This window comes from Candidatus Pantoea symbiotica (genome assembly GCF_056491525.1).
The window spans coordinates 2268881-2295265 of sequence record NZ_JBSZHR010000002.1; the positions used below are offsets into that span (position 1 = coordinate 2268881).

Consider the following 26385-nt stretch of genomic DNA (forward strand, 5'->3'; position numbering starts at 1 on the left):
CGCGCAATCGCGCCTGATTTAATTTCAGCGAGTGGTGCGCGCCGCGTTGATCGAAGGTCGCGCCGGGAAGAAGAACAGCAGTAGCGCCGGAATAAGGTAGATGAGCCACATCGCCACTTCGCTGACGCTTGGCGCTTCCTGATAGCCCAAAATCCCTTCCAGCAGCGTGCCGAATACCGAATGTGTTGAGAGCGTGTTGCTCATATCGAACGCGACATCCTGGAAGTGATTCCACAATCCGGCTTCATGGAAGGCGCGAATGGCACCGGCGGCCAATCCGGCGGCAACAAACAGAATGAACAAGCTGGTCCAGCGGAAAAAGTGCGCCAAATTCAGGCGAATGCCGCCGTAATAGAGCAAAAAGCCCAGCGCTACAGCGGTAGCAAGGCCGAGCACCGCGCCGAGCGGCGGCGCATACCCGACATCCTGAGTGAAAGCGGCCAGCAGGAAGAACACTGATTCCAGCCCTTCACGCGCCACCGCCAGAAACACCATCAGCACCAGCGGAAAGCCGCTGCCGCCCTGCTTCTGCAGCGCCTGATCGACCGATTTTTCCAGCGTGGCTTTGATATTGCGCGAGACTTTGCGCATCCAGAACACCATCGACGTCAGGATCACCACGGCAATCACCGCGACAATGCCTTCGAACAGCTCCTGCTGTTTTTGCGGGAACTCACCGGTGGTTTCATTGATGAAGATGCCCAACGCTAAGCAGAGCGCGGCAGCGATAAATACACCAGCCCACATCGCGGGAAACCATTGAGTGCGCTGGGTGCGTTTGAGATAGCTAGCAATCAGGCTGACGATGAGCGCTGCTTCCAGACCTTCGCGCAGCATGATGAGAAAGGGAACGAACATCACCAACCTCTTGAATTTTAAGAAGAGTAAAGCTTGGGTAAAAAAACGTAAAGTGCGAACGATATCGATTATCATTATCGCAGGGAGAAATACAAGTCACAGCGGGAAATTAATTTTGATTTTGCGGGTTGGAGAGCGGGAAGATGGGGATGGTCGCCATAAATGGCGACCCTACGGATGTGGGAATGAGGTCGCCATGAATGGCGACCCTAGGTTATTTGCTTTGGTATTCGGCTTCGGCTGCGGCAAAGCGCTGCTGCGCGGCTTCAGATGGGCCACGCCCCAGCAGGCTGAACACCACAATCGCGATGCTGGCGAAGGCGAAGCCTGGAATGATTTCGTACAAATCGGTGTAGCCGTATGATTTCCACAGCAACACAGTCAGCGCACCCACCACCATACCGGCCAGCGCGCCGTTGCGCGTCATACGCTTCCAGCACACGCCGAACAACACTACCGGACCAAACGCGGCACCAAATCCTGCCCACGCATAGCTGACTAAACCAAGTACGCGGTTTTCCGGATTCGCCGCCAGCGCGATAGCGATCAACGCAATCACCAGCACCATTAAGCGCCCTACCCACACCAGCTCTTTCTGGCTGGCATTTTTGCGCAGGAAGCCTTTATACAAGTCTTCGGTCAGGGCGCTGGAGCACACCAGCAGCTGACAGCTCAGCGTAGACATCACCGCTGCCAGAATCGCAGAGAGTAAGATCCCGGCAATCCACGGGTTAAACAGAATACGCGCCAACTCAATAAACACGCGCTCACCGTTCTGGCTCACGTTAGCCGCGTGTTCTGGATGGTTCTGGAAGTAAGCGATACCAAAGAAGCCGACGGCCACCGCACCCGCCAGGCACAGGATCATCCAAATCATGCCGATGCGTCGTGCAGTGCGAATGGTGTGATGCGAATCGGCCGCCATAAAGCGCGCCAGAATATGCGGCTGACCAAAGTAGCCGAGACCCCAACCGAGCAGCGAAATCACCGCGACAAAGTTCAGTCCTTTCAGCATGTCGAGATTCTCAAGGCTTTTCGCCTTAATCACCGCCATGGATTCATCCAGGCCACCTACCGCGACGATGACAATCACCGGCGTCAGAATCAGCGCGAAAATCATCAGGCTGGCTTGTACGGTATCGGTCCAGCTCACCGCGAGGAAACCGCCCACCAGCGTATACAGAATGGTGGCGGCGGCACCGGCCCACAGCGCCGTCTGGTAATCCATACCAAAGGTGCTTTCAAACAGACGCGCACCGGCGACCACGCCAGAAGCACAATAGATAGTGAAGAAGATCAGGATCACCACCGCCGAGATAACGCGCAGCAGTTTGCTGTTGTCCTCGAAACGGCTGGAGAAGAAGTCTGGCAGGGTTAACGCATTATCATGATGTTCGGTCTGCACACGCAGACGTCCTGCAACAATGCGCCAGTTCAACCATGCGCCAATAATCAGGCCGATGGCGATCCAGCTTTCTGAAATACCAGAAAGGAATATGGCGCCCGGCAGGCCCATCAATAACCAGCCGCTCATATCGGAAGCACCGGCAGACAGCGCGGTGACCACGCTACCTAAACTGCGTCCACCGAGAATATAGTCGTCAAAACTTTTGGTTGAACGGTAAGCAATGAAACCGATTAACACCATCCCAAGGATATAAACGATAAAGGTCACCAACATCGGTGTACTTATACTCATCTGACTCTCCACTTATTATTTGATCCACTAAGAGAAATCTTCTAATCATCGCTGCCGGAACGGGGCAACGGCATGATTTGACCGCATCCAGAGAAAGCGATTTCTCTTAAGGCGCGGTATCCTGCCGCAAAGGTGCGGCGCGCACAATGCATTTAACACAGCTGTCACATTGGTGACACTAATGCTGCTTTTTTTCTGTTCAGAGGTTGCACTCGATCACATTAAGGTTGCACCTCGGTCGCCATGAATGGCGCCCCTACAGAAAACGCCTGGCTTCGTAGGGTCGCCATTCATGGCGACCGCCCAGCAACATCGGTTGCACAAAGTTGCAACATAGGTGATATTGCTGCCACGCAAGCGATGAATCACTATTTTCGAGGATGAGGACATCATGGGAACCACTACCATGGGGGTGAAGCTGGATGAAGCCACCCGCGATCGCATTAAACTGGCAGCACAGAAACTTGACCGCACATCACACTGGCTGATCAAACAGGCCATTTTTAACTATCTGGAGCAGCTGGAAGCCGGTGAATCCGTGCCGGAAATCCCGCAACAGTTAATCGATGCGCTGGCTGATGAAGGCGTGCCAGAAGAATCACTGCAGCCTTTCCTCGACTTCGCAGAACACATTTTGCCGCAGTCGGTAACGCGTTCAGCAATCACTGCCGCGTGGCGTCGTCCAGAGACCGATGCCGTACCGATGCTGCTGGAGCAAGCGCGTCTCCCTGCCCCGCTGGCAGAGAAAACTCATCAGCTGGCTTACAGCCTCGCCGACAAGTTGCGGCACCAGAAAGGTGCAACCGGCCGCGCTGGCATGGTGCAAAGTTTGCTGCAAGAGTTCTCGCTCTCCTCACAGGAAGGTGTGGCGCTGATGTGCCTGGCGGAAGCGCTGCTGCGTATTCCGGATAAACCGACGCGTGATGCGCTGATCCGCGACAAGATTAGCAACGGCAACTGGCAATCGCACCTGGGTCGCAGCCCGTCGATGTTCGTCAACGCCGCGACATGGGGCTTGCTGTTCACCGGCCGTTTGGTCTCCACCCACAACGAAGCTAACCTGTCGCGCTCGCTCAATCGCATTATCGGTAAGAGCGGCGAACCGCTGATCCGCAAAGGCGTCGACATGGCGATGCGCCTGATGGGCGAGCAGTTTGTTACCGGTGAAACCATCGCCGAAGCGCTGGCCAATGCGCGCAAGCTGGAAGAGAAAGGTTTCCGTTACTCTTACGACATGCTGGGCGAAGCGGCGCTGACCGCCAGCGATGCCAAAGCCTATTTGGTGTCCTATCAGCAGGCGATTCACGCCATCGGAAAAGCGTCGAATGGTCGCGGTATTTATGAAGGTCCGGGCATCTCGATTAAACTGTCGGCGCTGCATCCGCGCTACAGCCGCGCGCAGTATGAGCGCGTGATGGACGAGCTTTATCCGATCCTCAAATCCCTGACGCTACTGGCGCGCTCGTATGACATCGGTATCAACATCGATGCGGAAGAAGCTGACCGTCTTGAGCTGTCGCTCGACCTGCTGGAAAAACTCTGTTTCGAGCCGGAGCTGGAAGGCTGGAACGGCATCGGCTTTGTGATTCAGGCGTATCAAAAGCGCTGTCCGTTTGTGATTGATTCGCTGATCGACCTGGCGCAGCGCAGCCGTCGTCGTCTGATGATCCGCCTGGTAAAAGGCGCGTACTGGGACAGCGAAATCAAGCGCGCGCAGATTGATGGTCTGGAAGGCTATCCGGTTTACACCCGCAAGGTGTACACCGACATCTCTTATCTGGCCTGCGCACGCAAACTGCTGGCGGTGCCGAACCTGATATATCCGCAGTTTGCTACCCACAACGCGCACACGCTGGCAGCGATCTACCAGCTGGCAGGTAATAACTATTATCCGGGCCAGTACGAATTCCAATGCCTGCACGGCATGGGTGAACCGCTGTACGAGCAGGTGGTTGGCAAAGTCGCCGATGGCAAACTGAATCGTCCGTGCCGTATTTATGCACCGGTCGGCACCCACGAAACGCTGCTGGCGTATCTGGTTCGTCGTCTGCTGGAGAACGGTGCCAATACCTCGTTTGTTAACCGCATCGCCGATAACACCTTGCCGCTGGATGAGTTGGTCGCCGATCCGGTGGCTGCCGTGGAGAAGATGGGCGTCGCGGAAGGCGCGGTGGGTTTACCGCATCCGAAAATCCCGCTGCCGCGCGATCTGTATGGCGCCAAGCGTGCCAACTCCGCTGGTCTGGATATGGCCAACGAACATCGTCTGGCGTCGCTCTCCAGCGCCCTGCTCAACAGCGCCAGCCAGCCGTGGATCGCCCAGCCGCTGGTAGAAGGTGAATTAGGCGAAGGCGTGAGCCGTCCGGTGCTGAATCCTTCCGCGCCTGCGGATGTCGTGGGCAGCGTGCGTGAAGCCACCGAAGCCGAAGTGTCGGATGCGCTGGATGCGGCGGTGAATGCCGGTCCGATCTGGTTCGCCACACCGCCGCAGGAGCGCGCCGCAATTCTGGAACGTGCTGCCGAAGCGATGGAAGGCCAGATGCAGCAACTGATCGGCTTGCTGGTGCGTGAAGCCGGTAAAACCTACAACAACGCCATCGCCGAAGTGCGTGAAGCGGTCGATTTCCTCTACTATTACGCGGGCATGGTGCGCGACGATTTCGATAACGAAACCCATCGTCCGCTGGGTCCGGTAGTGTGCATCAGTCCTTGGAACTTCCCGCTGGCAATCTTTGCCGGACAAGTTGCCGCAGCATTGGCAGCCGGTAACAGCGTGCTGGCGAAACCGGCAGAGCAAACTCCGCTAATCGCCGCGCAGGCGGTGCAAATTCTGCTGGATGCCGGCGTACCCGCTGGCGTGCTGCAACTGCTGCCGGGCCAGGGCGAAACCGTGGGTGCGCAACTGACTGGCGACGAACGCGTGCGCGGTGTGATGTTTACCGGTTCAACGGCGGTGGCGACGCTGCTGCAGCGCAATCTGGCCGGTCGTCTTGATCCTCAGGGTCGTCCAACGCCGCTGATCGCCGAAACCGGCGGCATGAACGCGATGATTGTGGATTCCTCAGCGCTCACCGAACAGGTGGTTGTCGATATCGTTGCCTCGGCGTTTGATAGCGCCGGTCAACGCTGCTCGGCGCTGCGTCTGCTGTGCGTGCAGGATGATGTGGCCGATCACACGTTGAAAATGCTGCGTGGTGCGATGGCGGAGTGCCGCATGGGCAACCCGGAACGTCTCTCAACCGACATTGGCCCAGTGATTGATGCCGAAGCCAAAGCCAATATCGAGCGTCACATTCAGGCGCTGCGCAACAAAGGCTTCACCGTTTATCAGGCGGCGCAGGAGAATCCACAGGATACTAAAGAGTGGAACAGCGGCACCTTTATCAAGCCGACGCTGATCGAGCTGGATCAGGTCAGCGATCTGGATAAAGAGGTGTTTGGTCCGGTGCTGCACGTGGTGCGTTTCTCGCGCAACAACTTGCCGCAGCTGGTTGAGCAGATTAATGCGTCGGGTTACGGCCTGACGCTCGGCGTGCACACGCGTATCGATGAAACCATCGCGCAGGTAACGGCGACGGCTAAAGTCGGCAACCTGTACGTGAACCGCAATATGGTGGGTGCGGTGGTTGGCGTGCAGCCTTTCGGCGGCGAAGGCTTGTCGGGCACCGGTCCGAAAGCCGGTGGTCCGCTCTATCTGTATCGCCTGCTGGCCAATCGTCCAGACGGTGCGCTGCGCATCACCTTTGATCGTCAGGATGCCGAGCGTCCGGTTGACAGCACGGTGCGTGCCGAGTTGATGCGTGCGCATCAAGCCTTGCAGCAATGGGCGCAGGATAAGCCTGAGCTGCTGGCGCTGTGTCAGCGTTACGACGAGCTGGCGCAGGCCGGTACGGTGCGTCTGCTGCCGGGCCCAACTGGCGAGCGCAACACCTTTACCCTGCTGCCGCGCGAACATGTGCTGTGCATCGCCGATAACGCGGAAGATGCGCTGACGCAGTTGGCGGCGGTGACCAGCGTCGGCAGCCAAGCTATCTGGCAGGATGATGAGCTGCATAGTGCGCTGCGTAAGTCTTTACCAGCGGAAGTGCAAGCGCACATCAAGCTGGTGAAGGATGCGCTGGCGGCGGAGTTTGATGCGGTGATTTATCACGGTGATGCCGATCAGCTACGCAGTCTGTGTGAGCAGGTCGCGGCACGCGATGGCGCGATTGTTTCGGTGCAGGGCTTTGCCCGTGGCGAAACCAATCTGTTGCTGGAGCGTTTGCTGATTGAGCGTTCACTGAGCGTCAATACCGCCGCAGCAGGCGGTAATGCGAGTTTGATGACCATCGGTTAACAGTAACAACGTAGGGTTGCCATTCATGGCGTAATGCGCGTCAGTTAAGCGTCTTTCGGTCACCATAAATGGCGACCCTACAAAGGATTGGCGCGTTTTTCGTAGGGTGCGCATTCATGCGCACCTGCATACATATGCAAATTAATGCTTAACTGAGCGGCATTACGCCATTCATGGCGACCTTTTTTCACGCCGCAGACTTATTCCGCTTCAACCCAATCAGCGTTGGAAACACAAACAGCGACTGCCCCAATCCACGATTGGTCACTTGCCACACCGCAACCGAACACAGCGAACAAATCCCGACGATCGCCAGCGGATAGAAGCAGGCCCACAGTATCGAGAACCACGCTTGCTCAAACAAGTGATGACGCTGGGCGAACAGAATCGCTGACATACCAAAGAACTCAATGAAGATGCGGTGAATTACGTAGATTTGCAGCGTATTGCGCCCAACCCAATTCAGATAGCTCATCTTGAAATGCGCATTCAACCAGCGACACGCCGCCACGCTGAACAGCACCGCAAGGATGCACATGAACAAACTCTTATCCAACCCAAAGATGACGTGCAGACCAGACAACGCGGCCAGGATCGCCCACGGCACAATGTTATCGCGTCGCCATTCACTGAGACGCAGCATCATCGGGCTCCAGAAAGCACCCAGCAGGAAGAACAGGAAATACTGCGCCACGCTTTGTGGTCCCCAATACGGAATGATCTTCTCCACCGCCAGATAGTTCAGCGCAATTGCCACCACCAGCAACGCCACTTTCTGCTGTTTAAAGATCTTGGCGCACAGGAAATAGAGCGCTAAGCCGTAGAGATACCACGAGGTGCTCATGGCGAGGAACGTGAGCTTTAAGAACTCCAGTAGCGAACCGGCATACGCCGCATTGAGGTTCTGCGAAATACGCTGCCCGGTGATCTCCGTTGAGATGCCAACAATCGACCACCACTGAATAAAGCCCCACAGAATATAGAGATAAAACAGGTTGGTGATGCGGCTGGTAAACACCTGTTTCCATGGCCGATTTAAAATACCGTTGGTGGCTAATAAACCCGATACAAAGAAAAATGCTGGCATACGCAGCGGCGATAATACGGTATTAAATTGCACCCATATTTCTGCCGGGATCCAACCCGCCGTCAATAATTTCACCGTGCCTTCGAATCCAGGTAATACGGTGTGATACAACACCACCAGTAATATGCAGGCTCCCTTGAGGGTATTTATCCATGCGATATCTTCTTTCCTGGCGTTATTCATATGATGACTCCCGCTGCTGTTGCTGTGTAGGTCTTAAGGAGAAGGTTGAGGAAATAAGCGTTGATGCATTTATGATTATTCAACGATTATTAAACAGCGGGCGAAGGCATGATGTAGCGAAAGTCCTAAATGTTTTTTTGTGGTCCTGATATAACAATACTTTACAGATCCAGACAAAAATAGAACCCTGAGCAGGCTAAGGAAATTTGCCTTAATTAGAGTCACTAAAAGGTTATTAAGTAAAATAAGTGTGAGCGGTGTCGCGCAGGGAAATTAAGAACAATCCACCCTTTCTTATGCCAGATTAAATTCAAATCCAAAATAAAGAATTATTTAATGTGGCAAATGGATAAGCGTGAATATTTGCATTGTGGTAGCGAGGAATTTGTAGGGTCGCCATTAATGGCGACCAACCAACAAACATAATCAGGGCCAGCAAACTGGCCCGATTAAATTATTGCTGCGGCGCGCTTTTGCTTTCGAGCGCAGATTTACGCAGCAGACGCGGATAGAGAAATAGCATGCGGCCCGGACCACGGTTGAGCAGCGTCCATACCAGCAGCGAAATACTGGTACACAACGCAACGCCGGTAATTGGCATCAGCAGCGCCCATGCCCAGCTAAAGGCGGTATTGTCAAACCAGCCATAATGCACCGCCAGCACGATCGCACTCAGCCCCAGCAGCTCAATAAAGATGCGGTGCAGCACGTAAATTTGTAGCGTGTTGCGGCCAATCCAGTTGAGCCACGCCATATTGAATCGTTCATTGAGGAAGCGGCACAGCACAATGCCAAACACGATAGTCAGCAGGCTGTAGAACGGATTTTTGTAGATGCCGCCAACATGATGCAGCAGGCCAATCAACGCAATGCCGCCCAGCATCAACCAGTGCTGACGCTTCAGCTCGCTCAACTCAATCAACGCCTGGCTGAAGAACACGCCGAGCAGGAAGTAGAGATAGTTCTGCGCCACGCTGGCAGGTCCCCAGCCGGGAATCAGGCTGAACTGCGCCGCGTAGGTGGCGACAATCGCCAGCGCCATCAAGGCCAGCTTCTGTTTGTGGAACAGCTTGGTGAACAGGAAGAATCCGGCCAGCGCGTAGAGATACCACAGGCTGGTCATTGAGGTCATCAGCAGCTTTACGAACTCAAACGGCGTGTCGGCATAGGCAGCGTTTTTGGTGCTGGAGAGCCGTTCACCCAGATGCGTGGAGATGTAGTGAATGCTTAACCACTGAATCACGCCCCACAGCAGGTAGAGATAGACGATGTTGCTGAACTTCTTGGTGAACACCTCTTTCCAGCTCTTTTTGGTGATTGAGCTGGCGGCCAGCAAACCGGAGACAAAGAAGAAAGCCGGCATGCGCAGCGGAGATAGATAGGTGTTAAACGCCACCCACCAGTGCGCTGGCAGCAGTCCAGCGGTGAGATGATGCAGCGAAGGCGCGAACGTGGTGATGATGGAGTGATGTAACACCACCATCAAAATGCAGCCCCCTTTGAGCGTGTTGATCCAGAGGACCTCTTTCCTGGCAGTCGTCATTGCTATGTCCTAATTGCGCCATGAATTTGTAAAGAATTATTTATATTTACAAAGATGTCTCAATCAGGACTTTCCTAATAAGGCAAATCTCGAAATCACTAAGGCGAGAGAAGGTTAATTTATCATTAGATTCATTGCGTTATATTTAATTCTAAAATTAACTTTAGGATAAAACCGAGAGATAAAGACCAGCTGATAATGAGTAAAAACCGGTTATTTCTTTGTTGGACGTCTTGCAATTGAGTAGAAATATCGATGAGCGGTTAAGCGGTGCGCATGAATGCGCACCCTACGATGTAACGTGCAGGATGCGCATGGTCTTGTAGGGTCGCCATTTATGGTGACCTGCCGTTTAAATCACTGGTTCAAAAACTTGTCGAGAAATTGCCGGGTACGCGCCTGCTGCGGATTACTGAACAGCTCTTTTGCCGCGCCCTGCTCCACGATGCGTCCCTGATCCATAAAGATGGCGCGATCCGCGACGTCACGCGCAAAGCTCATCTCATGGGTGACGATCACCATGGTGCGTTTCTCCTGCGCCAGTGCGCGAATGGTGTTGAGCACCTCGCCCACCAGTTCAGGATCAAGCGCCGACGTCGGCTCATCGAACAGAATCACTTCCGGACGCATCGCCAGCGCGCGCGCAATCGCCACACGCTGCTGCTGTCCGCCGGAAAGACGACGCGGGAAACTCTCTTCCTTGCCGTGCAATCCCACTTTCTCCAGCAAACTGCGCGCCCGCGCGATGGCTTCTGCCTTCGGTTCGCCCTTGACGATCACCGGCCCTTCAATGATGTTCTCCAGCACCGAGCGGTGCGGGAACAGATTGAAGTTCTGGAACACAAAGCCAACCTGCTGACGCAACTGGCGCACCAGCTGCTTCTGCTTGTTGAGGCCGAGCGCCGCATCAATGGCGATATCCCCGACTTTGATACGTCCGCTTTCCGGCACTTCCAGCAGATTGATACTGCGCAGCAGCGTGGTTTTACCGGAACCGCTCGGCCCGATAATTGCCACCACTTCGCCTGGCGCCACGTCGAGATCGATGCCGTGCAGCACCGTCTGGCCGTGAAACTGTTTCACCAGCTGACGGACTTCAATTGCACTCATTTGCCCTCCCGATCCTGTCGATTCACATGCGCTTCAAGGCGGTTTTGCAACGCCGACAGCACGGTCGCCATCACCCAGTAAATCAGCGAGGCCGCCAGATACATGGTGAACACTTCCAGCGTCCGTGAGGTGATCAGCTGCGCCTGACGGAACAGCTCCGGCACCTGAATGGTGGCGGCCAGCGAGGTATCTTTCACCAGGCTGATAAAGCTGTTGCCCAGCGGCGGCAGCGCGGTGCGCGCGGCCTGCGGCAGGATCACGCGACGCAGCGTTTGCCACGGCGTCATGCCGATGCTGGCAGCAGCTTCCCACTGCCCGCGTTCAATCGAGGCAATCGCGCCACGCAATGATTCAGAAGCGTAAGCGGCGGTATTCAGCGACAGACCAATCATCGCCGACGGAATCGGATCCAGCTCGATACCAAACTGCGGCAGACCGTAATAGATCATAAACAGTTGGGCGATGAGCGGCGTGCCACGGAAAATCGACACGTAGATGCGCGCCAGCCAGTTGATCGGCCAGAAGTGCGACAGACGCATCAGCGCCAGCACGAAGCCGAGTATCAGGCCGAAGAACATCCCGCCGATACTCAGCTGCAGCGTGAACAGCGCGCCTTTCAGTAAAAATGGTGCTGAATCCAGCACCAGTTGTAAGCTTTCCTGCATTATTTAGTGACGTCCGCGCCGAACCATTTCTCAGACAGTTTGCTCAGCGAACCATCTTTCTGCATGTCCGCGATGGCAGAGTCGATCGCTTTCAGCAGATCGTCGTTGCCTTTACGCAGCGCCACTCCCGATTCCAGACGCGAGAAGGCCGGGCCCGCTACTGCCATGGTGTCGCCGGTTTTCTTCACCAGATCCAGTGCCGCTAAGCGGTCCACCAGAATGGCATCTAAACGGCCTGAACGCAGATCCTGATATTTGGTTGGGTCATCATCATAGGTACGCACATCGGCTTTCGGCACGTTATCTTTCAGCCACTGCTCGTAGTTAGAGCCGAGGCCGACGCCGACTTTCTTGCCTGCCAGATCGTCCGGCTTGGTGACGGTGGCCGCGTTTTTCTTCAGCGTCAGCGCCTGCACGCCAGAGATGGTGTAAGGCGTGGAGAAGTCATACTTCTTCTTACGCTCAGGCGAGATGGTGACCTGGTTGATCACCACGTCGATGCGTTTGGAATCCAGCGAGGCCAGCATGCCATCCCATTTGGTAGGACGCAGATCGGCTTTCACACCGAGATGTTTCGCCAGCTCCTGCGCGAATTCCACTTCAAAACCGGTCAGCTGGCCTTTTTCGTCCTGGAAACTGAACGGCGGATAAGTGCCTTCCAGACCGACGCGCAGCTCGCCTTTACTCTTCACTTTTGCCAGCAAATCTTCGGCGGCGAAGGATTTAACGTTAACGCCCGCAACCAGCGCGACCGCCATCATGCCCATCACCATTTGGCGACGAATAGGAGAGAAAATCATGTTTACCCCATTTATTGTGATGTGTTGTTGTGTGCTTTGTAGGGTCGCCATTCATGGCGACCTCTTCTAAATAACCGCCGGATTATAAACCGTTTTTACGTTCTGTCTCAGATCGAAGGGTGATAAGCAAATAACGCCGGCGATCCACCGGTATGCACGAACAGCAGCGGACCTTCACGACGGAAGCGATTTTGCGCAATGCCATCGATTAATCCCGCCATCGCTTTGCCGGTGTACACCGGATCGAGCATGATACCTTCGAGCCGCGCCAGCAGTTTCACCGCCGCCATGCCCTCTTCGTTCGGCTCGCCGTAACGCGGCGCGAAGTAATCATCCCACAAGGTGATCGGCGCTTTGGCCTGCACTTCCAAGTGCTCGGCTAACGCGCTACGAATGCGCTCCACCACCGGCAACTGCGCCTCGACTTTGCGCGATACGGTGACGCCCACCAGCTCGGTTTCTGGCAGCAGCTGCTCCAGACCAATCGCCAAACCAGCGTGCGTGCCGGCGCTGCCGGAAGCCACCACCACCGCAGCGAAATCCACCACGCCTTCGCTTTGATGGGCAATCTCCTGCGCACACTCAACGTAGCCGAGCGCACCGAGCGCATTGGAGCCGCCAACCGGCACAATGTACGGACGGAATCCCTGCGCTTCGAGGTGTTCGGCCTGCGCGGCCAACTGTTCAGTGGGATTTTGCAGCGCGTCAACCATGACGATTTCCACATCCATCAAGTCGAGCAGCAAGCGGTTGCCGTTGCTGAGATAGTTTTCTGCTGTGGTACCAATCGGGTTTTCCAGCAGCGCCACGCACTTCAGGCCGAGCTTGGCGGCCACGGCTGCGGTTTGACGTACGTGGTTAGATTGAATCGCGCCCGCCGTCAGCAGCACATCCGCGCCTTCGCGCAGTGCGTCAGCAGCCAGAAATTCGAGTTTACGCAGTTTGTTGCCGCCGAGAGCGACCGGCGTGAAGTCATCGCGCTTAATAAAGATATCGCGACCAAGATAGTCAGAAAGCCGTGGCAAATGCTCAAGCGGCGTAGGCGCACCGAGTAATTCAAGACGTGGGAACTGGTGCAGAAGATGTAAGGACAATGCAGCCTCCATTCGGGCAATGTGCAGTTATCCATACAGTGTTGCAGAAGATGAGAAAAGTCGCACCCGGAATTCACCGCGTGCTGCCCTTGTTGCTGTCATGCTCGACAACAACAAGGGTGGATTCACCATCAGCCCTGCTGCCAGCCTAAAAACTGGTCATATTTGCGCAGTGCGATGCGGTAATTGTTATTACCTGCATCAGGCAGATCGTTCTCCAGACACTCATGCCAGCTATTGCCCCGTAAACGATCGGCCGGGAAATTTTTCGCCTTCAGCATGTCATCAAGCCGACGCAAACGTACTACATACTCACGTATGGTACTGTGGCTCATCTCCGTCTGCTCAAACAGATATTGCTTAAACGCCATAATGTCGAAGTAATTCGGATGGGTATTACAAAAAATATCGCTGCAGAAACGACACAAGGCGGTCAATTCTGGCTGGAGTTTCATCCACACCTGATCGTCAATCATTTGGTCCATGCGTGCGATGGCCTCTTTATTGATGATCTGGCCGCGAAAGACTAACGCCATACGATCTAAAACTTTGCCACAGTGTGAACAATTGCTTTGGCTGTGCTTATAGTCTTTAAGATAGCGACTTAAAGGTCTGGCTTTAACTTTGGCTCCCATTGCTGAGTCCCCGGTTTTATTGTTTTTTTCGATCGCCAGGAACTGAGTCTGTTAGCGCGCCCCCGATAATCGGGCACGCAGGCGTTTGATCGCCTGACTGTGCAGTTGGCTGACGCGGGATTCCCCCACTTCCAGCACCGCGCCAATCTCCTTCAGGTTCAGTTCTTCCTGGTAGTACAGTGTGAGCACGAGTTTTTCACGTTCAGGCAACGCCTCAATCGCTTCAATTACGCGGTCACGTAGGTTTCCTTCCAACAACTGATGAAGCGGGTTGGCTTCCTCATGCCCCTCCGTCACCAGCTCCGCACTGTCGCCGTGTTCTTCCCGATACTCGTCGTAGGAGAAGAGTTGGCTGTTGTTGGTATCGAGCAGAATCTGCCGATACTCCTCCAGCGAAACATTCAGTCGCTCAGCCACTTCCTGCTCAGTAGCCGAGCGCCCCAACGCTTGTTCTACCTGATGCATGGCACCTGCTACTTCGCGCGCATTTCTGCGAACGCTGCGTGGTGCCCAGTCGCGACTGCGCAGTTCATCCAGCATTGCTCCCCGGATACGCTGCACGGCGTAGGTGGTAAAGGCGGTGCCCTGTAGCGCATCGTAGCGCTCCACGGCATTCAATAAGCCAATGCCACCGGCCTGCAGCAGATCGTCAAGCTCAACGCTGGCTGGCAAACGTACCTGCAGGCGCAGCGCTTCATGCCGCACCAGAGGAACGTAGCGCTGCCAGAGCGAATGTTTATCCATCACGCCATCGGCGGTATAGAGATCGTTCACGTTGACTACCCTGCGTTAGTAAAGTTATCGGCATGATTATCCAATTCTGTAGGGGTTTTGATTGGCAGAATAGGCGGGCAAAAGCGAGGTTATTTCAAATTTGTTATGGATGGCGGTGGATCGCACCGCCATCCGCGCGGGCGTTAGCGCAAATTACGCAGTCTTTCCCGCGTGCCAGGCGGCACCGCGTCCCATAATGCGCAAACTTTGCCCTCAAGTGCCTGATAAAAAGGGGTAATCAACGCTTCAGTTTCCAGCGCTGGATTAAACAGCACCTGACCGGTTTCCGCGTTGATGCTTATCATTTTGTTGATAAACAGCCGTTGCAGGTCGCTGCGCAGGAATAAGCCATTATCTGCGCTGTTATCCGCCAGAAAACCCTCTTCATTCTCTTGCGTGTCGATGTAGCAGGCTTCCACCCACGGCCAGCTGTGACGTTCGGTCAACTGCGTGCCGGTGATGATGCAGGCGCCGTAACGTGCTTTCACCGCCGAAGTGAACTCCGCCTGGCTGGTGCGTTGCAACACTTTGGCTTTCACGCGGCGTCCCACTTCGGTGCCGGGCATCACGCCGCTCGGCACTTTGTATTGCGGCGTGCTCAGCACCACCAGAAACTGGATTTTGCGCGACAGCGGGAAGCACGGATGTGCCTGCGCATCGAACAGCTGCCAATACTCCTCCTCTTCGGTCTGGCGCATCAGCACCAGCTTAAAGCCGCGACTGTTCAGCAGATTCTGCGCCGCCGCCGAATTGGGATCGAGCATGGCAAACACCTGTGTTTCGCCCACCACTTTCCAGCGCCCTTCTTTGCGCGCTTCGTCATTGCGACGGAAGTAGAGAAACGCCTGCTGGCTTTTCAGGTAGTGCTCAAAGCGGCGCAGATAGTTTTTGCGCTCGTTGTCGTCCGAGACAAACAGCAGATCCTCGATCGGGCTGTTAATCTCCTCCTGCGCGAACAGCGCGCGGATCACCAAATTGCGAAAGCTGGTCGACGGGCTCAGCAACCCGCGTGCGGTGAGCTCTTTCTCGTCGGGATGCTGCTGCGTGTAACGCAGGGCAATCTCTTCAAAGGTCAGTAGCTCACCCGGTAACAAGTCATAATTGAAGCGCATAGACACCCCAGAAACGGAAAAATGTGGTTCAAAAATTGGAATGATTCTGAGGGGAGTTATCGGCAAATTTGATGTGGACTGTAACAAGACGGTTACTTTTCTGAGGAAGTGTGGTGGTCGGTAAAATCCTTGTTTTTGTTGGGATGTGATTTGGATTAGTGCAGAAGGAATCACTGGGTTGGTTTTGCTCCAGGTCGCCATGAATGGCGACCCTACAAAGGCGTTCGTCGTAGGGTCGCCATTCATGGCGACCAATTTACTTCTCTTGCGCCTAAGCCGCTTTAAGCCGTTGCAGGCGTTTCTCACGGCGGATCTTACGCTCTTCAAACACCGCCACCAGCGCCATCAGGGCGATACAGGCGATGGCTGCGGCATCGAGCGCGGCAAAGGTCCCGGCCCAACCGGTTAAGCCAAAGATTGGCGTGCCATCCGCAATCATGCCTAAGCCTAACTTAGCAAAGCTGTCGCCAATCAGGTAAGCAAAGGTACCTTTGATGCCATCGGCGGCACCAATGGCTTTTTTCGGCACAAAGCCGACGGCGGCAACACCAATTAACAGTTGCGGACCAAACACCAGGAAGCCCAGAGCAAACAGCGACGCCAGATAGACATACTGATTGCTGGCATGTTGATAAATGCCGAGCGTGGCGATAATCAACGCCAGCGCCACACATGCCACCAGCGCACGACGACCATTCGCCAGATCCGACAACCATCCCCACAGCAGCGTGCCGACTAACGCACCGACTTCAAACAGCGTGAAGCCCTGAATCGCCACCTCTTTTGAGAGTTTTAACTCCTGATAGGCATACACCGTCGACCACTGATCGATACCAATACGCACCACATACAGGAAGATATTGGCGAAGCACAGCAGCCAAATCACTTTGTTTTTCAGCACGTACTCAACAAAGATCTGCCATTTGGTCATCGCCTGATCTTCAGTTTCCTTATCCTCTTCGCTGATCTCTTCACCAAACAGCTCTTCGGCTTTGCCCAGACCGTAGGATTCGGGTGAATCACTGCCGTAGCGCAGACCGATAAAGCCGACCACCAGGGCGATCAGTGACGGGAACACAAACATGCCGACCACATGACCATCGAAAAGGTAGTTGGCACCAAACAGCGCCACACCCGCTGCACCCGCGCCGCCGAGGTTATGCGAAATATTCCACATGCCGAGATAGCTGCCGCGTTTACGACGCGGCGTCCACTTGGTGATGGTGGAGTAACTACATGAGCCGCCGGTACTTTGGAAGAAGCCACTCAGCGCATAAAACGCGATCATCAGGAACAAACTCACTGAACCGGCGCCCATGCTGGCGCTGAAGCCCAGCATGCAGATGGCCGAGAGGATCAGCATAAACGGCAGGAACTGCTTGGTGTTTTTACCATCGGCGTAATAGGAAACCAGCGTTTTACCGACGCCGTAAGTGATGGAAAAGCCGAGGCCAATCATCCCCAACTGCGTCATGCTGAGTCCGTAGGTGGTGATCATGTCGTTCTGCGCAATGTTGAAGTTTTTGCGGATCAGATACATGGTCAGGTAGCCGATAAAGACCACCAGATAGGACTGCATAAAGGGTTTAAACCACATCTTGCGCCGCTCTTCGAGCGACAGATTCAGGGTCGGCTTGCGCACCTGATTTAAGAAAGCCAGCATGGAGTGCTCCTGATTAATGACCTGCGTGATGGCAGGCATTGTAAAAATCAGCAGCGGTTTCGGCCTGAGACAACTGCCCGGCGCAACCGGGAAAATTTCTTAGTTTTGTCGATGTAAGCGCAAAAAGCAGGGATACATCACACTTCCTCGCGCTGGCGCGGCGTTTGAGCATGCAGGAACGGCAACAGCAGCAGGGCCGAAATGCCCGCCGCGCAGGCGATGACCGCGAAAAAGCCGCTCCAGTGCCAGACATCGATCACTCGCGCCAGCGGCCAGCCGGAGAGCGACGCGCCCAGATAGGCAAACAGGCCAACAAAGCCGGTCGCCGCGCCCGCCGCATCTTTGTGCGAACACTCCGCCGCCGCCATGCCGATCAACATCTGCGGGCCGAAGACAAAAAAGCCGATGGTAAAGAAACACGCAGCCTGCATCACGTAGCTGGCAAACGGCATCAGCCACAGCGATCCCACTGACAGCAAAATTCCGGCGGCAAAGATCAGGTTCATCGGCCCGCGATTGCCGTTGAACAATTTATCCGATCCCCATCCCGCCACTAACGCGCCACCGAAGCCACCGAGTTCAAACATGGTGACTGCCGAGTTGGCCGTCACCAGATTGACGCCCAGCGTCTCAGACATGTAGAGATTGCCCCAATCGTTGATAGCGGCACGCACCACGTAAACCAGCACGTAACACAGCGACAGCAGCCAGATGTAAGGGTTGAGCAGCACATATTTGGCGAGGATCTCTTTGTGACTCAGCCCCGCGCCCTCTTGCTGCTGGGCGATCTCCAGCGCATCGTGGCGCCAGTCACCCACCGGTGGTAAACCCACGGTTTGCGGGCGATCGCGCAGGCGCCAGCAGAGGAAAATGCCGGCGACAATTGCCAGCCCGCCGGCAATCATCATGCCGGCGCGCCAGCCATAATGCAGCGCGGCGGCCCCGACGATCATCGGGATCAGCGCACCGCCAACGTTCTGTGCCGTATTCCATAGCGCCCACCAGCCGCCGCGTTCGGTGCGGGAAAACCAGCTGGTAAGCAGACGCGCACAGACCGGCGATCCCCATCCCTGGAAAAAGGCATTCAACACCCACAACATTGCGAATGCCCACAGCGACGTGGAGAAGCCAAACAGAATATTCACCACGCCTGTCGCTATCAGCCCAATGCCCATGAAATAGCGCGCATTGGAACGATCGCTAACGATGCCAGAGAAAAACTTCGACAGACCATAAGTGATGTAAAACAGCGTCGCCAGCAGGCCGATGTCCGTGCGCGTCATTACGCCCGCCGCCAGAATTTCCGGCGACGCGGCGTTAAAGCTTTTACGGGTGAAATAGAACAGCGCGTAGCCGAGCCAGATGGTGATCATGATATGGCGACGCCAGTAACGATAGCGCGCATCGATGGTCGCTTTATCCCCGATTGGCTGCGCGCTGGCTGGCGCTTTGAGAAATCTGAACAGCATATTTTGCTTATCCATTGCGCAGCGGTAACGTGACGCTGACGCGCGTGCCGTGGGTGCAGGAGATTCCCAGCGAGCCGCCGAGTGCCGTCACGCGTTCGCGCATGCCGGCAAGGCCAAAACCTTGCTGCGGAGAACCCACCGGTAAGCCGCAGCCATCGTCTTCAATCACCAGCAGCAACCGCTGCTCCTGCAATGTGCCTTGCAGCGTCACCGCGCGGGCGCTGGCGTGTTTCACCACGTTATTGAGTCCTTCCTGGCAAACGCGAAACAGCGTGACGCGCTGCGCTTCACTGAGTCGCGTTTCATCAATCTGCCAGTCAAGATGGCTGATGATGCCGTGCCCTTCCAGCTCCATTTCCCGCATCAGCGAGCGAATAGCCTGCTCGAGCGAAAGATCGTCCAACTGGCGCGGACGCAAGCGACCCAGCAAACGGCGCACGGAGTCGTAAATGCCCAGCGACAGCTGCTCAATCAACATGCCGCTTTGCTTCACACCACTCTCCGGGCTGATGCGCTGCATGATCCCGGCTTGGGTGCGAATGGCGGTGATGGTTTGGCCGATATCATCGTGCAGTTCACGCGCCACTTCGCGCCTTACGCTCTCTTCAGTCTCCAGCAAGCGTTCCGTCAGGCGACGATTGCGCACCAACTCGGTTTGCAGCGACTGATTGAGTTCACGTAAGCGCTGAATCCCCGCGCCCAGCAGCAGCCCGGTCAGACTTTGCGCCAGCAGGGAGAGCAGCAAATCGACCGCATGATCGTGCCAGGTCTGGCTGGCGATCAACGCAATGGCATTCATCAGTGTGGCGATCAGCGCGCCCTGCCAGCCGTAATGCCACGCCAGCGCAATAATCGGCAGCGCCAGACAAAACGGCGTAAAGCGCGACAGCTCTGCCGGCAAGCCAAGCTGCAACCACAAGCTGACCATAAACAGCAGCACATAACCAAACAGATGACGCACGCGCCAGTTAACCGGCTGCCCGACCAGCGAAGGGCCAAGCGGCTGCCAGCGCGTGCTGGTGAGGTAGTGCCAGATCACCAGACAGGTTGGTGCTACGGTCAGTGCGCCGGTCAGCGTGAGTAGCACCGCATTTAGCACTGCGGGTTCAGTGATCCACGGCAATGCCTGCAGCAGCGCCGCGCACACCATCGCACCACCCTGCCACAGCAAGGTGTGCCAATCGCGCTGATGACGATAACGGGAAATCAGCATCACCGGCAGCAGCGTCAGCACGCTACCCAGCATCAGCAGCGGCAAGTGCGCCAGTTCCACTTCGCGCGACAGCCAATATAGCAGCAACCATTCGGCACCGAGCAGCACCGGCCAGTAGGCGCGTGGGCACTGCAACATCAAGCCAAGGCGCAGACCAAAGGGAAACAGCAATACCGCCAGCTCAGGACGATCCGCCAGATGCAGGCTGATGCTCCACAGGCAAAACCACGCGGCGGAGAAGATACAAAAACTGGCGATAACGGCAATCAGCCGCGAAAAGAGTGGCTGCATTACCAGCCATCAAACATGCGGCGCGCCAGTTCAACGTCGTTACTGACGTTGAGCTTTTCCAGCAAATTGGCGCGATGAACGTGAACGGTTTTCGGCGACAGGCCTAACTCGGCAGCGATCTCTTTCACCGCTAAACCTTGCGCCAGTTTTTCCGCCACCTGGCGCTCGCGTTTGGTGAGCCGATCCTGACGTCCAGAGGCGAGCTTCAGGGCGATATCGGGCGTCAGATAGCAGCCGCCTTTGGCCACGGTATGCACCGCCGCGATCAGTTCATCGGGGCTGCATCGTTTAGAGAGGAATCCACGCGCCCCAGCATTGAGCGCCTGCTCCACCAGCGCCGGGCTGTCGTGCACCGACAGCATGATGGTCGCCATGCCTTTCGGCAGCTGGCTTAACAGCTCCAACCCGGAGATATCCGGCATCGAAATATCGCAGATGCACACCTGCACGCCGCGCCCCGGCAGCTTATTGAGCGCTTCCCGCCCGGAACCGCATTCGGCAACAACCTGAAAATCCGGCTCCAGTCCGAGTAGCTGGGCAAAACCCGAACGGACGATCATATGATCGTCAATGAGCGCGATGGTGGTCATGAGGTTTCCTGGCGGCGAAAAAACGCGCTTACCTTAGCGATAAGCCGGGGAAGCTTCAAGCGGATTGGGTTGAGGTGGCGGGTTTGGGTTTGTGCAATGACGTATCGGTCGCCATAAATGGCGCCCCTACGCGGTTTTGTTGGGTCGCTATTTATGGTGACCGACTTGTATCACTTGCAGTATTTACCGGCGAATTATGAGCAATTACCTGCATATTCATAATATGCAGGTATAAAAAAACCCCGCCGAAGCGGGGTTTGATAAGCAAGGAGCTTAGAGCGATTAGCCCTGCAGCAGAGACAGAACCTGCTGTGGAACCTGGTTAGCTTTAGCCAACACTGAGTTACCCGCCTGCTGGATGATCTGTGCTTTAGACATGTTTGAAACTTCAGTGGCGTAGTCAGCATCCTGAATACGAGACTGTGCTTCAGACAGGTTAGTGGTGGTGTTGTTCAGGTTAGTTACCGCTGAATCCAGACGGTTCTGAATCGCACCCAGGCTTGAACGGAACTTATCGATGCTGCTGATAGCTGAGTCCAGAGCGGCCAGTGGATCTGCAGTTACTGTGCCAGCGCTGGTTGCGTCAGTAGTCAATTTGCCCGCTGAACTTAAGTTAACTGTTGCACCGATAGTTGGCTTGTACTTGGTGTCATCTACTGCTGTACCTGTGCTGTTTTCAGCAGCATAATCGGCCACAGTTACTGCGCCAGTATCTTTATTTACAGCATAAGAAATGGTGTAGTCTTTAGTCTTTGTAATAGCACCATCTGCATCTTGATAAGTATCACCAGAAGTACCGTTAGCAAAGGTCACGTCTGATTTTAAAACACCAGAGTTATAAGTAATGGTAGTATTGGTGCCTGTTGCTTTGGTGTCTGCCAGAACCACATCTTTACTTACTGATTTTGAATAAGAAATCGTGCCAAGTACGTCATCGGCGTTACCTGCTGTACTATCTGCACCAGCATTACCTGCGCCAATAGTATAAGTAGTGTCGCCAAATTTCAGGCTTCCACCCACTCCAGCCGCTGAGGCAGCAGTATTAACCAGAACATCGGTAGTTGCTGCTGTTGCATTTGCTGCGTTAGTTGTAAGGTTACCGGCAGAATCAACAAAAGCAGCTGCCCCACCGATAGTGATTTTACCATCAGAGTCAGTGTCAAAGTTTACAGTGCCATTGTTAGTGGTCCATGATCCGCTAACAGATTTTCCTTGATCAGCTTTCAGGCTGCTAATCAATGCGTTACGAGCTGCTGTATTCGCTGTTGCATTCGTATCTGTTGGGTCACCAGAGATTGAAACGTTGGTCTTGAAACCACCTGTCGCTGAGCTGTAGGTATAGTTGGTGGTGGTTGTGCCATCGTTAGTTGATACAACGTCACCATCATTCAGCTTATCAAAAGCTGCGGCTGTAGTCAGCGCCGTGTTAGAGGTCTTAACATCGTAATAACCATCACCCTGCAGCGTACCACCTGCACGAGTAACATCACTTACAGTTGCGGCTTTGTTGGTTACAGTACCTGAACCATTTACGTTGAAGCCGTTCAGACCCAGAGTAGAAGAGTCAATCTTCTTCAGGTCGATAGAGATGGTCTGGCCATCGTTCGCGCCAACCTGAATTTTCAGGGAGCCGTCTTTAGACAGTACGTTCACGCCGTTGAACTGAGTCTGACCAGATACGCGGTCAATTTCGTCCAGACGTGATTTGATTTCGTCCTGAATTGAGTCCAGGTCAGACTGGCTGTTGGTGCCGTTCTGAGACTGTACGGTCAGTTCACGAACACGTTGTAAGTTGTTGTTGATTTCTGACAGCGCGCCTTCAGTAGTCTGCGCAGCAGAGATACCGTCGTTGGCGTTACGCGCAGCCTGTGTCAGGCCGGTGATGTTAGACTGGAAGCGGTTAGCAATTGCCTGGCCCGCTGCGTCATCTTTAGCGCTGTTAATACGAAGACCAGAAGACAGACGCTCGATAGAAGTAGACAGAGCAGACTGGTTCTTGTTGATGTTGTTCTGAGTGATCAGCGAGAGGCTGTTGGTATTAATGACTTGGGCCATGATAATTATTCCTGTTAATCAAGTCTTTCGGTTAAGGTGTGGGCTTCAACCCGCCGGCTTCAGCGCCGTCAATGTTGTTATCGTCTGCCCTTAAACAACCTTTAGATTTTTTTTAGGACCAGGTGAAAATTTTTCCCTTCAACCTGTCACGCTTATCTTTATCGCCCTACCCGAAGAGTTCTTTAGACCAACTTGATCATTTTTCTAGCCCCCGAAATACCCTTCTCTATATACGCTATTCGCTTTATTACCTGCTGGTAAATAATTCTAAACTTTGCCCATAAAGAGCCGATAACCCGCGGTATTGATTCTCCGTGTCGACATAGAAAGGAAACAACATGACCACAATTTCTACCCTCGGTATCGGTTCAGGCCTCGATTTAAGTACTATCCTGGATAACTTGAGTACGGCAGAGAAAGCATCATTGACGCCTATCTCTAATCAGCAGACGGCGTACACCGCGAAGCTGAGCGCCTACGGCACCTTGTCGAGCGCGTTAACGACCTTCCAGACAGCCAACACGGCATTAAATAGCGCGGATTTGTTCACCGCCACCAGTGCTGCAAGCAGCACCACCGCATTCAGCGCCACCACGTCTGGCAGCACCATCGCCGGAAAATACAGCATCAGCGTGACCCAGCTGGCGCAGGCGCAGACGCTGACTTCCGGCGTACAGACCAGTAACACCACCGCGCTGGGCAGCTCGGATGCCAGCCGCACGCTATCGATCAAACTGGCTGACGGCACCAGCAAAGACATTACGCTCACCAGCGATCAAACTTCACTGACCGGCATGCGTGACGCGATTAACGGTGCCAACGCTGGTGTCAGCGCCAGTATTATTAAAACCGGTGATGGAGCCTATCGTCTGTCGCTGACCGCGTCGAAAACCGGTGAAGCCAATGCGGTTTCTTCCGTTAGCGTGACTGGCGATGACACGCTGCAGGGCATTGTCGGCTTTGATTCAACCAAAACCGATGCCGACAACCCGCTGGACGTCAGCGTCGCCGCGCAAGATGCCGAGTTGACGGTCAATAACGTCGCCATCACCAGCAGCACCAATACCATCAGTGATGCGCTGGAAGGGATTACGCTGAATCTGAATGATGTCACCAGCGGAAATCAGACGTTAACCATCACGCAGGATACGTCTAAAGCCTCTACCGCAATTTCTAACTTTGTGGATGCTTACAACAATCTGCTGGATCAGTTCACCAGCCTGACCAAATACACCGCGGTGGATGTCGGTTCAGATACACAAGACTCCAGCAACGGTGCGTTGGTGGGCGACAGCACGCTGCGCGGCATTCAAACCCAGATCAAGAGTCTGCTGACCAACACGGCTAGCTCTTCAACCTACAAAACGCTGGCGCAAATCGGTATTACTACCGACCCGACCACCGGTGAGCTGTCGTTAGATTCCGACAAGCTGAAAACCGAGCTGACCAAAGATCCAGCCGGCGTGAAAGAGATGATTGTCGGTGACGGTAAAACCACCGGTATCACCACCAAACTGGCAACGAACCTGACCAGTTGGCTGTCATCAACCGGCAGCATTCAGTCGGCGAAAGATGGTGTCAGCAAGACGCTGAATAATCTGACTGAGCAGTACAACAACATGAACACGCGTATTAACGCCCTGATAGCGCGTTATAAAACGCAGTTCACGCAACTCGACGTCACCATGAGCTCGCTGAACAGCACCAGCGATTACCTGACACAGCAGTTCGACAGCATGACCTCGAGCAGCAGTTCTAAATAGTAAGGAGTGACCATGTACAGCGCTACAGGCACACAAGCCTATGCAAAAATCGGGGTGGAGAGCTCAGTGATGAGCGCCAATCAACAGCAGCTGATTACCTTGCTGTTTGACGGTGCGATCAGCGCACTGGTCCGCGCCCGTTTGTTTATGCAGGACAACAATATCCAGGGAAAAGGTAACTCGATTTCCAAGGCCATTAACATCATCGAGGGCGGACTCAAGCAGGGCCTCGATGAGCAATCAGGCGATGACCTTACCGACAACCTCATAGGGCTTTACGCCTATATGGTTCGCCGTCTGGTTCAGGCTAATCTGCGTAATGATGTCGAAGCCCTCGAAGAAGTTGAAGGTCTTCTGCGCAATATCGCTGATGCCTGGAAAGAAGTCGTACAACCTCAACACCTTCAGGACGCCGTTTAATGAATATTGCACCGTCACTTGTCACCGTTTACCAACAGTTACTCGACCTCAGCCACGGAATGCTGCGTTTGGCAGCAGACGGCGAATGGGATGATTTGATTACCAAGGAAGTGGACTATGTCAGTGCGGTGCAAAGACTGGCGCAATCAACCGAAGCCGCCGCACCGTCGCGCCAGCTGCAAGAGCAGTTGCGTCCGGTGTTACGCCATATTCTCGATAATGAGAGCGAAGTAAAACGTCTGCTGCAGTTGCGTATGGATGAATTAACGCAGCTGGTGGGCCAGTCATCGATGCAAAAATCGGTGATGAGTGCGTATGGTAAGCAAGGTAGTGTGTATTTGCCGCAGGGTTGATTCGTTGCGATGAACTGAATGAAAAACGGGTGGGAAGATATCTTCTCATCCGTTTTTTTCGATTTCAGGTCGCCATAAATGGCGACCCTACGGGCAGAATATGTAGGGTCGCCATTTATGGCGACCTGGGAATTACTGTGCGGATGCAGACGACACCGTAACCGGGCGCATCATCTCTGGCTCGATATCCTGAATAACAGCCTCGTTCGGACGCTTCGCCACTTCTTCCAGCGCCTGCTGGCACTCAACGGTTGGGCGATCCACTTTACGCAGTCTCAACCCATCGTAACGCAGCTCACCGTTCTCCAGCATCAGCGGCATCACCCGCACCTGGCGCGTCACGTTGACCCAGTCATCGCCCAGACGGGTTAATTTGCCCGGTTTGGCAATCACGCGCTGCCACTGGCGGCAATCCAGCGTGTCGCCTTCGGCACCAATAATCAGGCTGCCCATCGCTTGCTTGCTGATCAGCTTGCTCTGCGGGCCCACGGTTTGCCAGTTGCCTTTGAGCTCCAGCGGCGCCGGGGTTTTCACGGCCTGGTCATAATTGCTGATCTGCGCACAGCCACTCAGCGCCAGCGCGGCCACTATCATCCACTTTTTCATTCTCGGTTCCTACACTCGCATCAATGGCGGCTACGTTATAATTTTTCCCATCCGTTGCGCAAGGTA

21 protein-coding genes are annotated in these 26385 nt (G+C 54.7%); 4 read left to right on the top strand and 17 right to left on the bottom strand.

Annotation, left to right across the window (positions count from 1 at the left end; translation table 11 throughout):
* Positions 1–24: 24 nt before the first annotated feature.
* Both efeU and putP read right to left on the bottom strand, forming a co-directional pair.
* Positions 25–858 (bottom strand): iron uptake transporter permease EfeU, encoded by an 834-nt coding sequence (gene efeU / locus ACXIZX_RS11170; RefSeq protein ID WP_008105324.1) that lies wholly within the window; start codon positions 856–858, stop codon positions 25–27.
* 214 nt (positions 859–1072) lie between these two features.
* Positions 1073–2557, bottom strand: coding sequence for a sodium/proline symporter PutP (putP, locus tag ACXIZX_RS11175; protein WP_179450330.1), 1485 nt, complete (start codon positions 2555–2557; stop codon positions 1073–1075).
* A 391-nt stretch (positions 2558–2948) separates the two neighbouring features.
* Between putP and putA the strand changes: the two genes are divergently transcribed.
* Complete coding sequence (gene putA / locus ACXIZX_RS11180; RefSeq protein ID WP_179450328.1) at positions 2949–6893, top strand: trifunctional transcriptional regulator/proline dehydrogenase/L-glutamate gamma-semialdehyde dehydrogenase; 3945 nt, start codon at positions 2949–2951, stop codon at positions 6891–6893.
* Positions 6894–7080: 187 nt separating this feature from the next.
* On the opposite strand, the gene ACXIZX_RS11185 is transcribed toward putA, so the two are convergent.
* From ACXIZX_RS11185 to ACXIZX_RS11250, 14 genes are all read right to left on the bottom strand, one after another.
* Positions 7081–8163, bottom strand: a complete 1083-nt coding sequence (locus ACXIZX_RS11185; protein ID WP_061718470.1) for an acyltransferase family protein — start codon at positions 8161–8163, stop codon at positions 7081–7083.
* Between the two features lie 454 nt (positions 8164–8617).
* A complete protein-coding gene (locus ACXIZX_RS11190) occupies positions 8618–9706 on the bottom strand; it encodes an acyltransferase family protein (RefSeq protein WP_154189943.1) in 1089 nt (362 codons plus the stop codon).
* Between the two features lie 357 nt (positions 9707–10063).
* Positions 10064–10816, bottom strand: a complete 753-nt coding sequence (gene tcyN / locus ACXIZX_RS11195; RefSeq protein ID WP_008105333.1) for an L-cystine ABC transporter ATP-binding protein TcyN — start codon at positions 10814–10816, stop codon at positions 10064–10066.
* Entirely contained in the window at positions 10813–11481 is a 669-nt protein-coding gene (gene tcyL, locus ACXIZX_RS11200; RefSeq protein ID WP_008105335.1) for a cystine ABC transporter permease, read from the bottom strand. Before tcyL ends, tcyN begins: the two co-directional genes overlap by 4 nt.
* The gene (gene tcyJ / locus ACXIZX_RS11205) at positions 11481–12281 is read right to left on the bottom strand and encodes a cystine ABC transporter substrate-binding protein (protein ID WP_036648575.1); all 801 of its coding nucleotides are present in this window, start codon (positions 12279–12281) and stop codon (positions 11481–11483) included. The genes tcyL and tcyJ overlap by 1 nt, the downstream gene beginning before the upstream one ends.
* Before the next feature lie 107 nt (positions 12282–12388).
* The gene (locus ACXIZX_RS11210; protein WP_479404172.1) at positions 12389–13375 is read right to left on the bottom strand and encodes a D-cysteine desulfhydrase; all 987 of its coding nucleotides are present in this window, start codon (positions 13373–13375) and stop codon (positions 12389–12391) included.
* Between the two features lie 131 nt (positions 13376–13506).
* Positions 13507–14010: a flagella biosynthesis regulatory protein FliZ gene (gene fliZ / locus ACXIZX_RS11215; protein ID WP_007891377.1), complete on the bottom strand. Its 504-nt coding sequence runs from the start codon at positions 14008–14010 to the stop codon at positions 13507–13509.
* Positions 14011–14061: 51 nt separating this feature from the next.
* Positions 14062–14784, bottom strand: coding sequence for an RNA polymerase sigma factor FliA (locus ACXIZX_RS11220; RefSeq protein WP_007891379.1), 723 nt, complete (start codon positions 14782–14784; stop codon positions 14062–14064).
* A 143-nt stretch (positions 14785–14927) separates the two neighbouring features.
* Positions 14928–15896 carry an HNH endonuclease signature motif containing protein gene (locus ACXIZX_RS11225; RefSeq protein WP_179450322.1) on the bottom strand — a complete coding sequence of 323 codons (969 nt, stop codon included), beginning with the start codon at positions 15894–15896 and terminating at the stop codon, positions 14928–14930.
* 271 nt (positions 15897–16167) lie between these two features.
* A complete protein-coding gene (gene uhpT / locus ACXIZX_RS11230; protein ID WP_277967159.1) occupies positions 16168–17559 on the bottom strand; it encodes a hexose-6-phosphate:phosphate antiporter in 1392 nt (463 codons plus the stop codon).
* 137 nt (positions 17560–17696) lie between these two features.
* Entirely contained in the window at positions 17697–19025 is a 1329-nt protein-coding gene (uhpC, locus tag ACXIZX_RS11235) for an MFS transporter family glucose-6-phosphate receptor UhpC (RefSeq protein ID WP_479404875.1), read from the bottom strand.
* Between the two features lie 10 nt (positions 19026–19035).
* Complete coding sequence (gene uhpB, locus ACXIZX_RS11240) at positions 19036–20532, bottom strand: signal transduction histidine-protein kinase/phosphatase UhpB (RefSeq protein ID WP_479404173.1); 1497 nt, start codon at positions 20530–20532, stop codon at positions 19036–19038.
* Positions 20532–21122, bottom strand: a complete 591-nt coding sequence (gene uhpA / locus ACXIZX_RS11245; protein WP_479404174.1) for a response regulator transcription factor UhpA — start codon at positions 21120–21122, stop codon at positions 20532–20534. The genes uhpB and uhpA overlap by 1 nt, the downstream gene beginning before the upstream one ends.
* Positions 21123–21404: 282 nt before the next feature.
* A complete protein-coding gene (locus ACXIZX_RS11250; RefSeq protein WP_479404175.1) occupies positions 21405–23177 on the bottom strand; it encodes a FliC/FljB family flagellin in 1773 nt (590 codons plus the stop codon).
* Between the two features lie 338 nt (positions 23178–23515).
* Here ACXIZX_RS11250 and fliD point away from each other — a divergent pair, with 338 nt between their 5' ends.
* The 3 genes from fliD to fliT are packed head-to-tail and all read left to right on the top strand — an operon-like array spanning position 23516 to position 25713.
* Positions 23516–24940 carry a flagellar filament capping protein FliD gene (gene fliD, locus ACXIZX_RS11255; protein WP_479404176.1) on the top strand — a complete coding sequence of 475 codons (1425 nt, stop codon included), beginning with the start codon at positions 23516–23518 and terminating at the stop codon, positions 24938–24940.
* A gap of 12 nt (positions 24941–24952) precedes the next feature.
* Positions 24953–25360 (top strand): flagellar export chaperone FliS, encoded by a 408-nt coding sequence (fliS, locus tag ACXIZX_RS11260; protein WP_479404177.1) that lies wholly within the window; start codon positions 24953–24955, stop codon positions 25358–25360.
* Positions 25360–25713: a flagella biosynthesis regulatory protein FliT gene (gene fliT, locus ACXIZX_RS11265; protein ID WP_008105357.1), complete on the top strand. Its 354-nt coding sequence runs from the start codon at positions 25360–25362 to the stop codon at positions 25711–25713. The genes fliS and fliT overlap by 1 nt, the downstream gene beginning before the upstream one ends.
* Before the next feature lie 132 nt (positions 25714–25845).
* Here fliT and yedD read toward each other — a convergent pair whose 3' ends face one another.
* A complete protein-coding gene (gene yedD, locus ACXIZX_RS11270; protein WP_479404178.1) occupies positions 25846–26319 on the bottom strand; it encodes a lipoprotein YedD in 474 nt (157 codons plus the stop codon).
* Between the last annotated feature and the right edge of the window lie 66 nt (positions 26320–26385).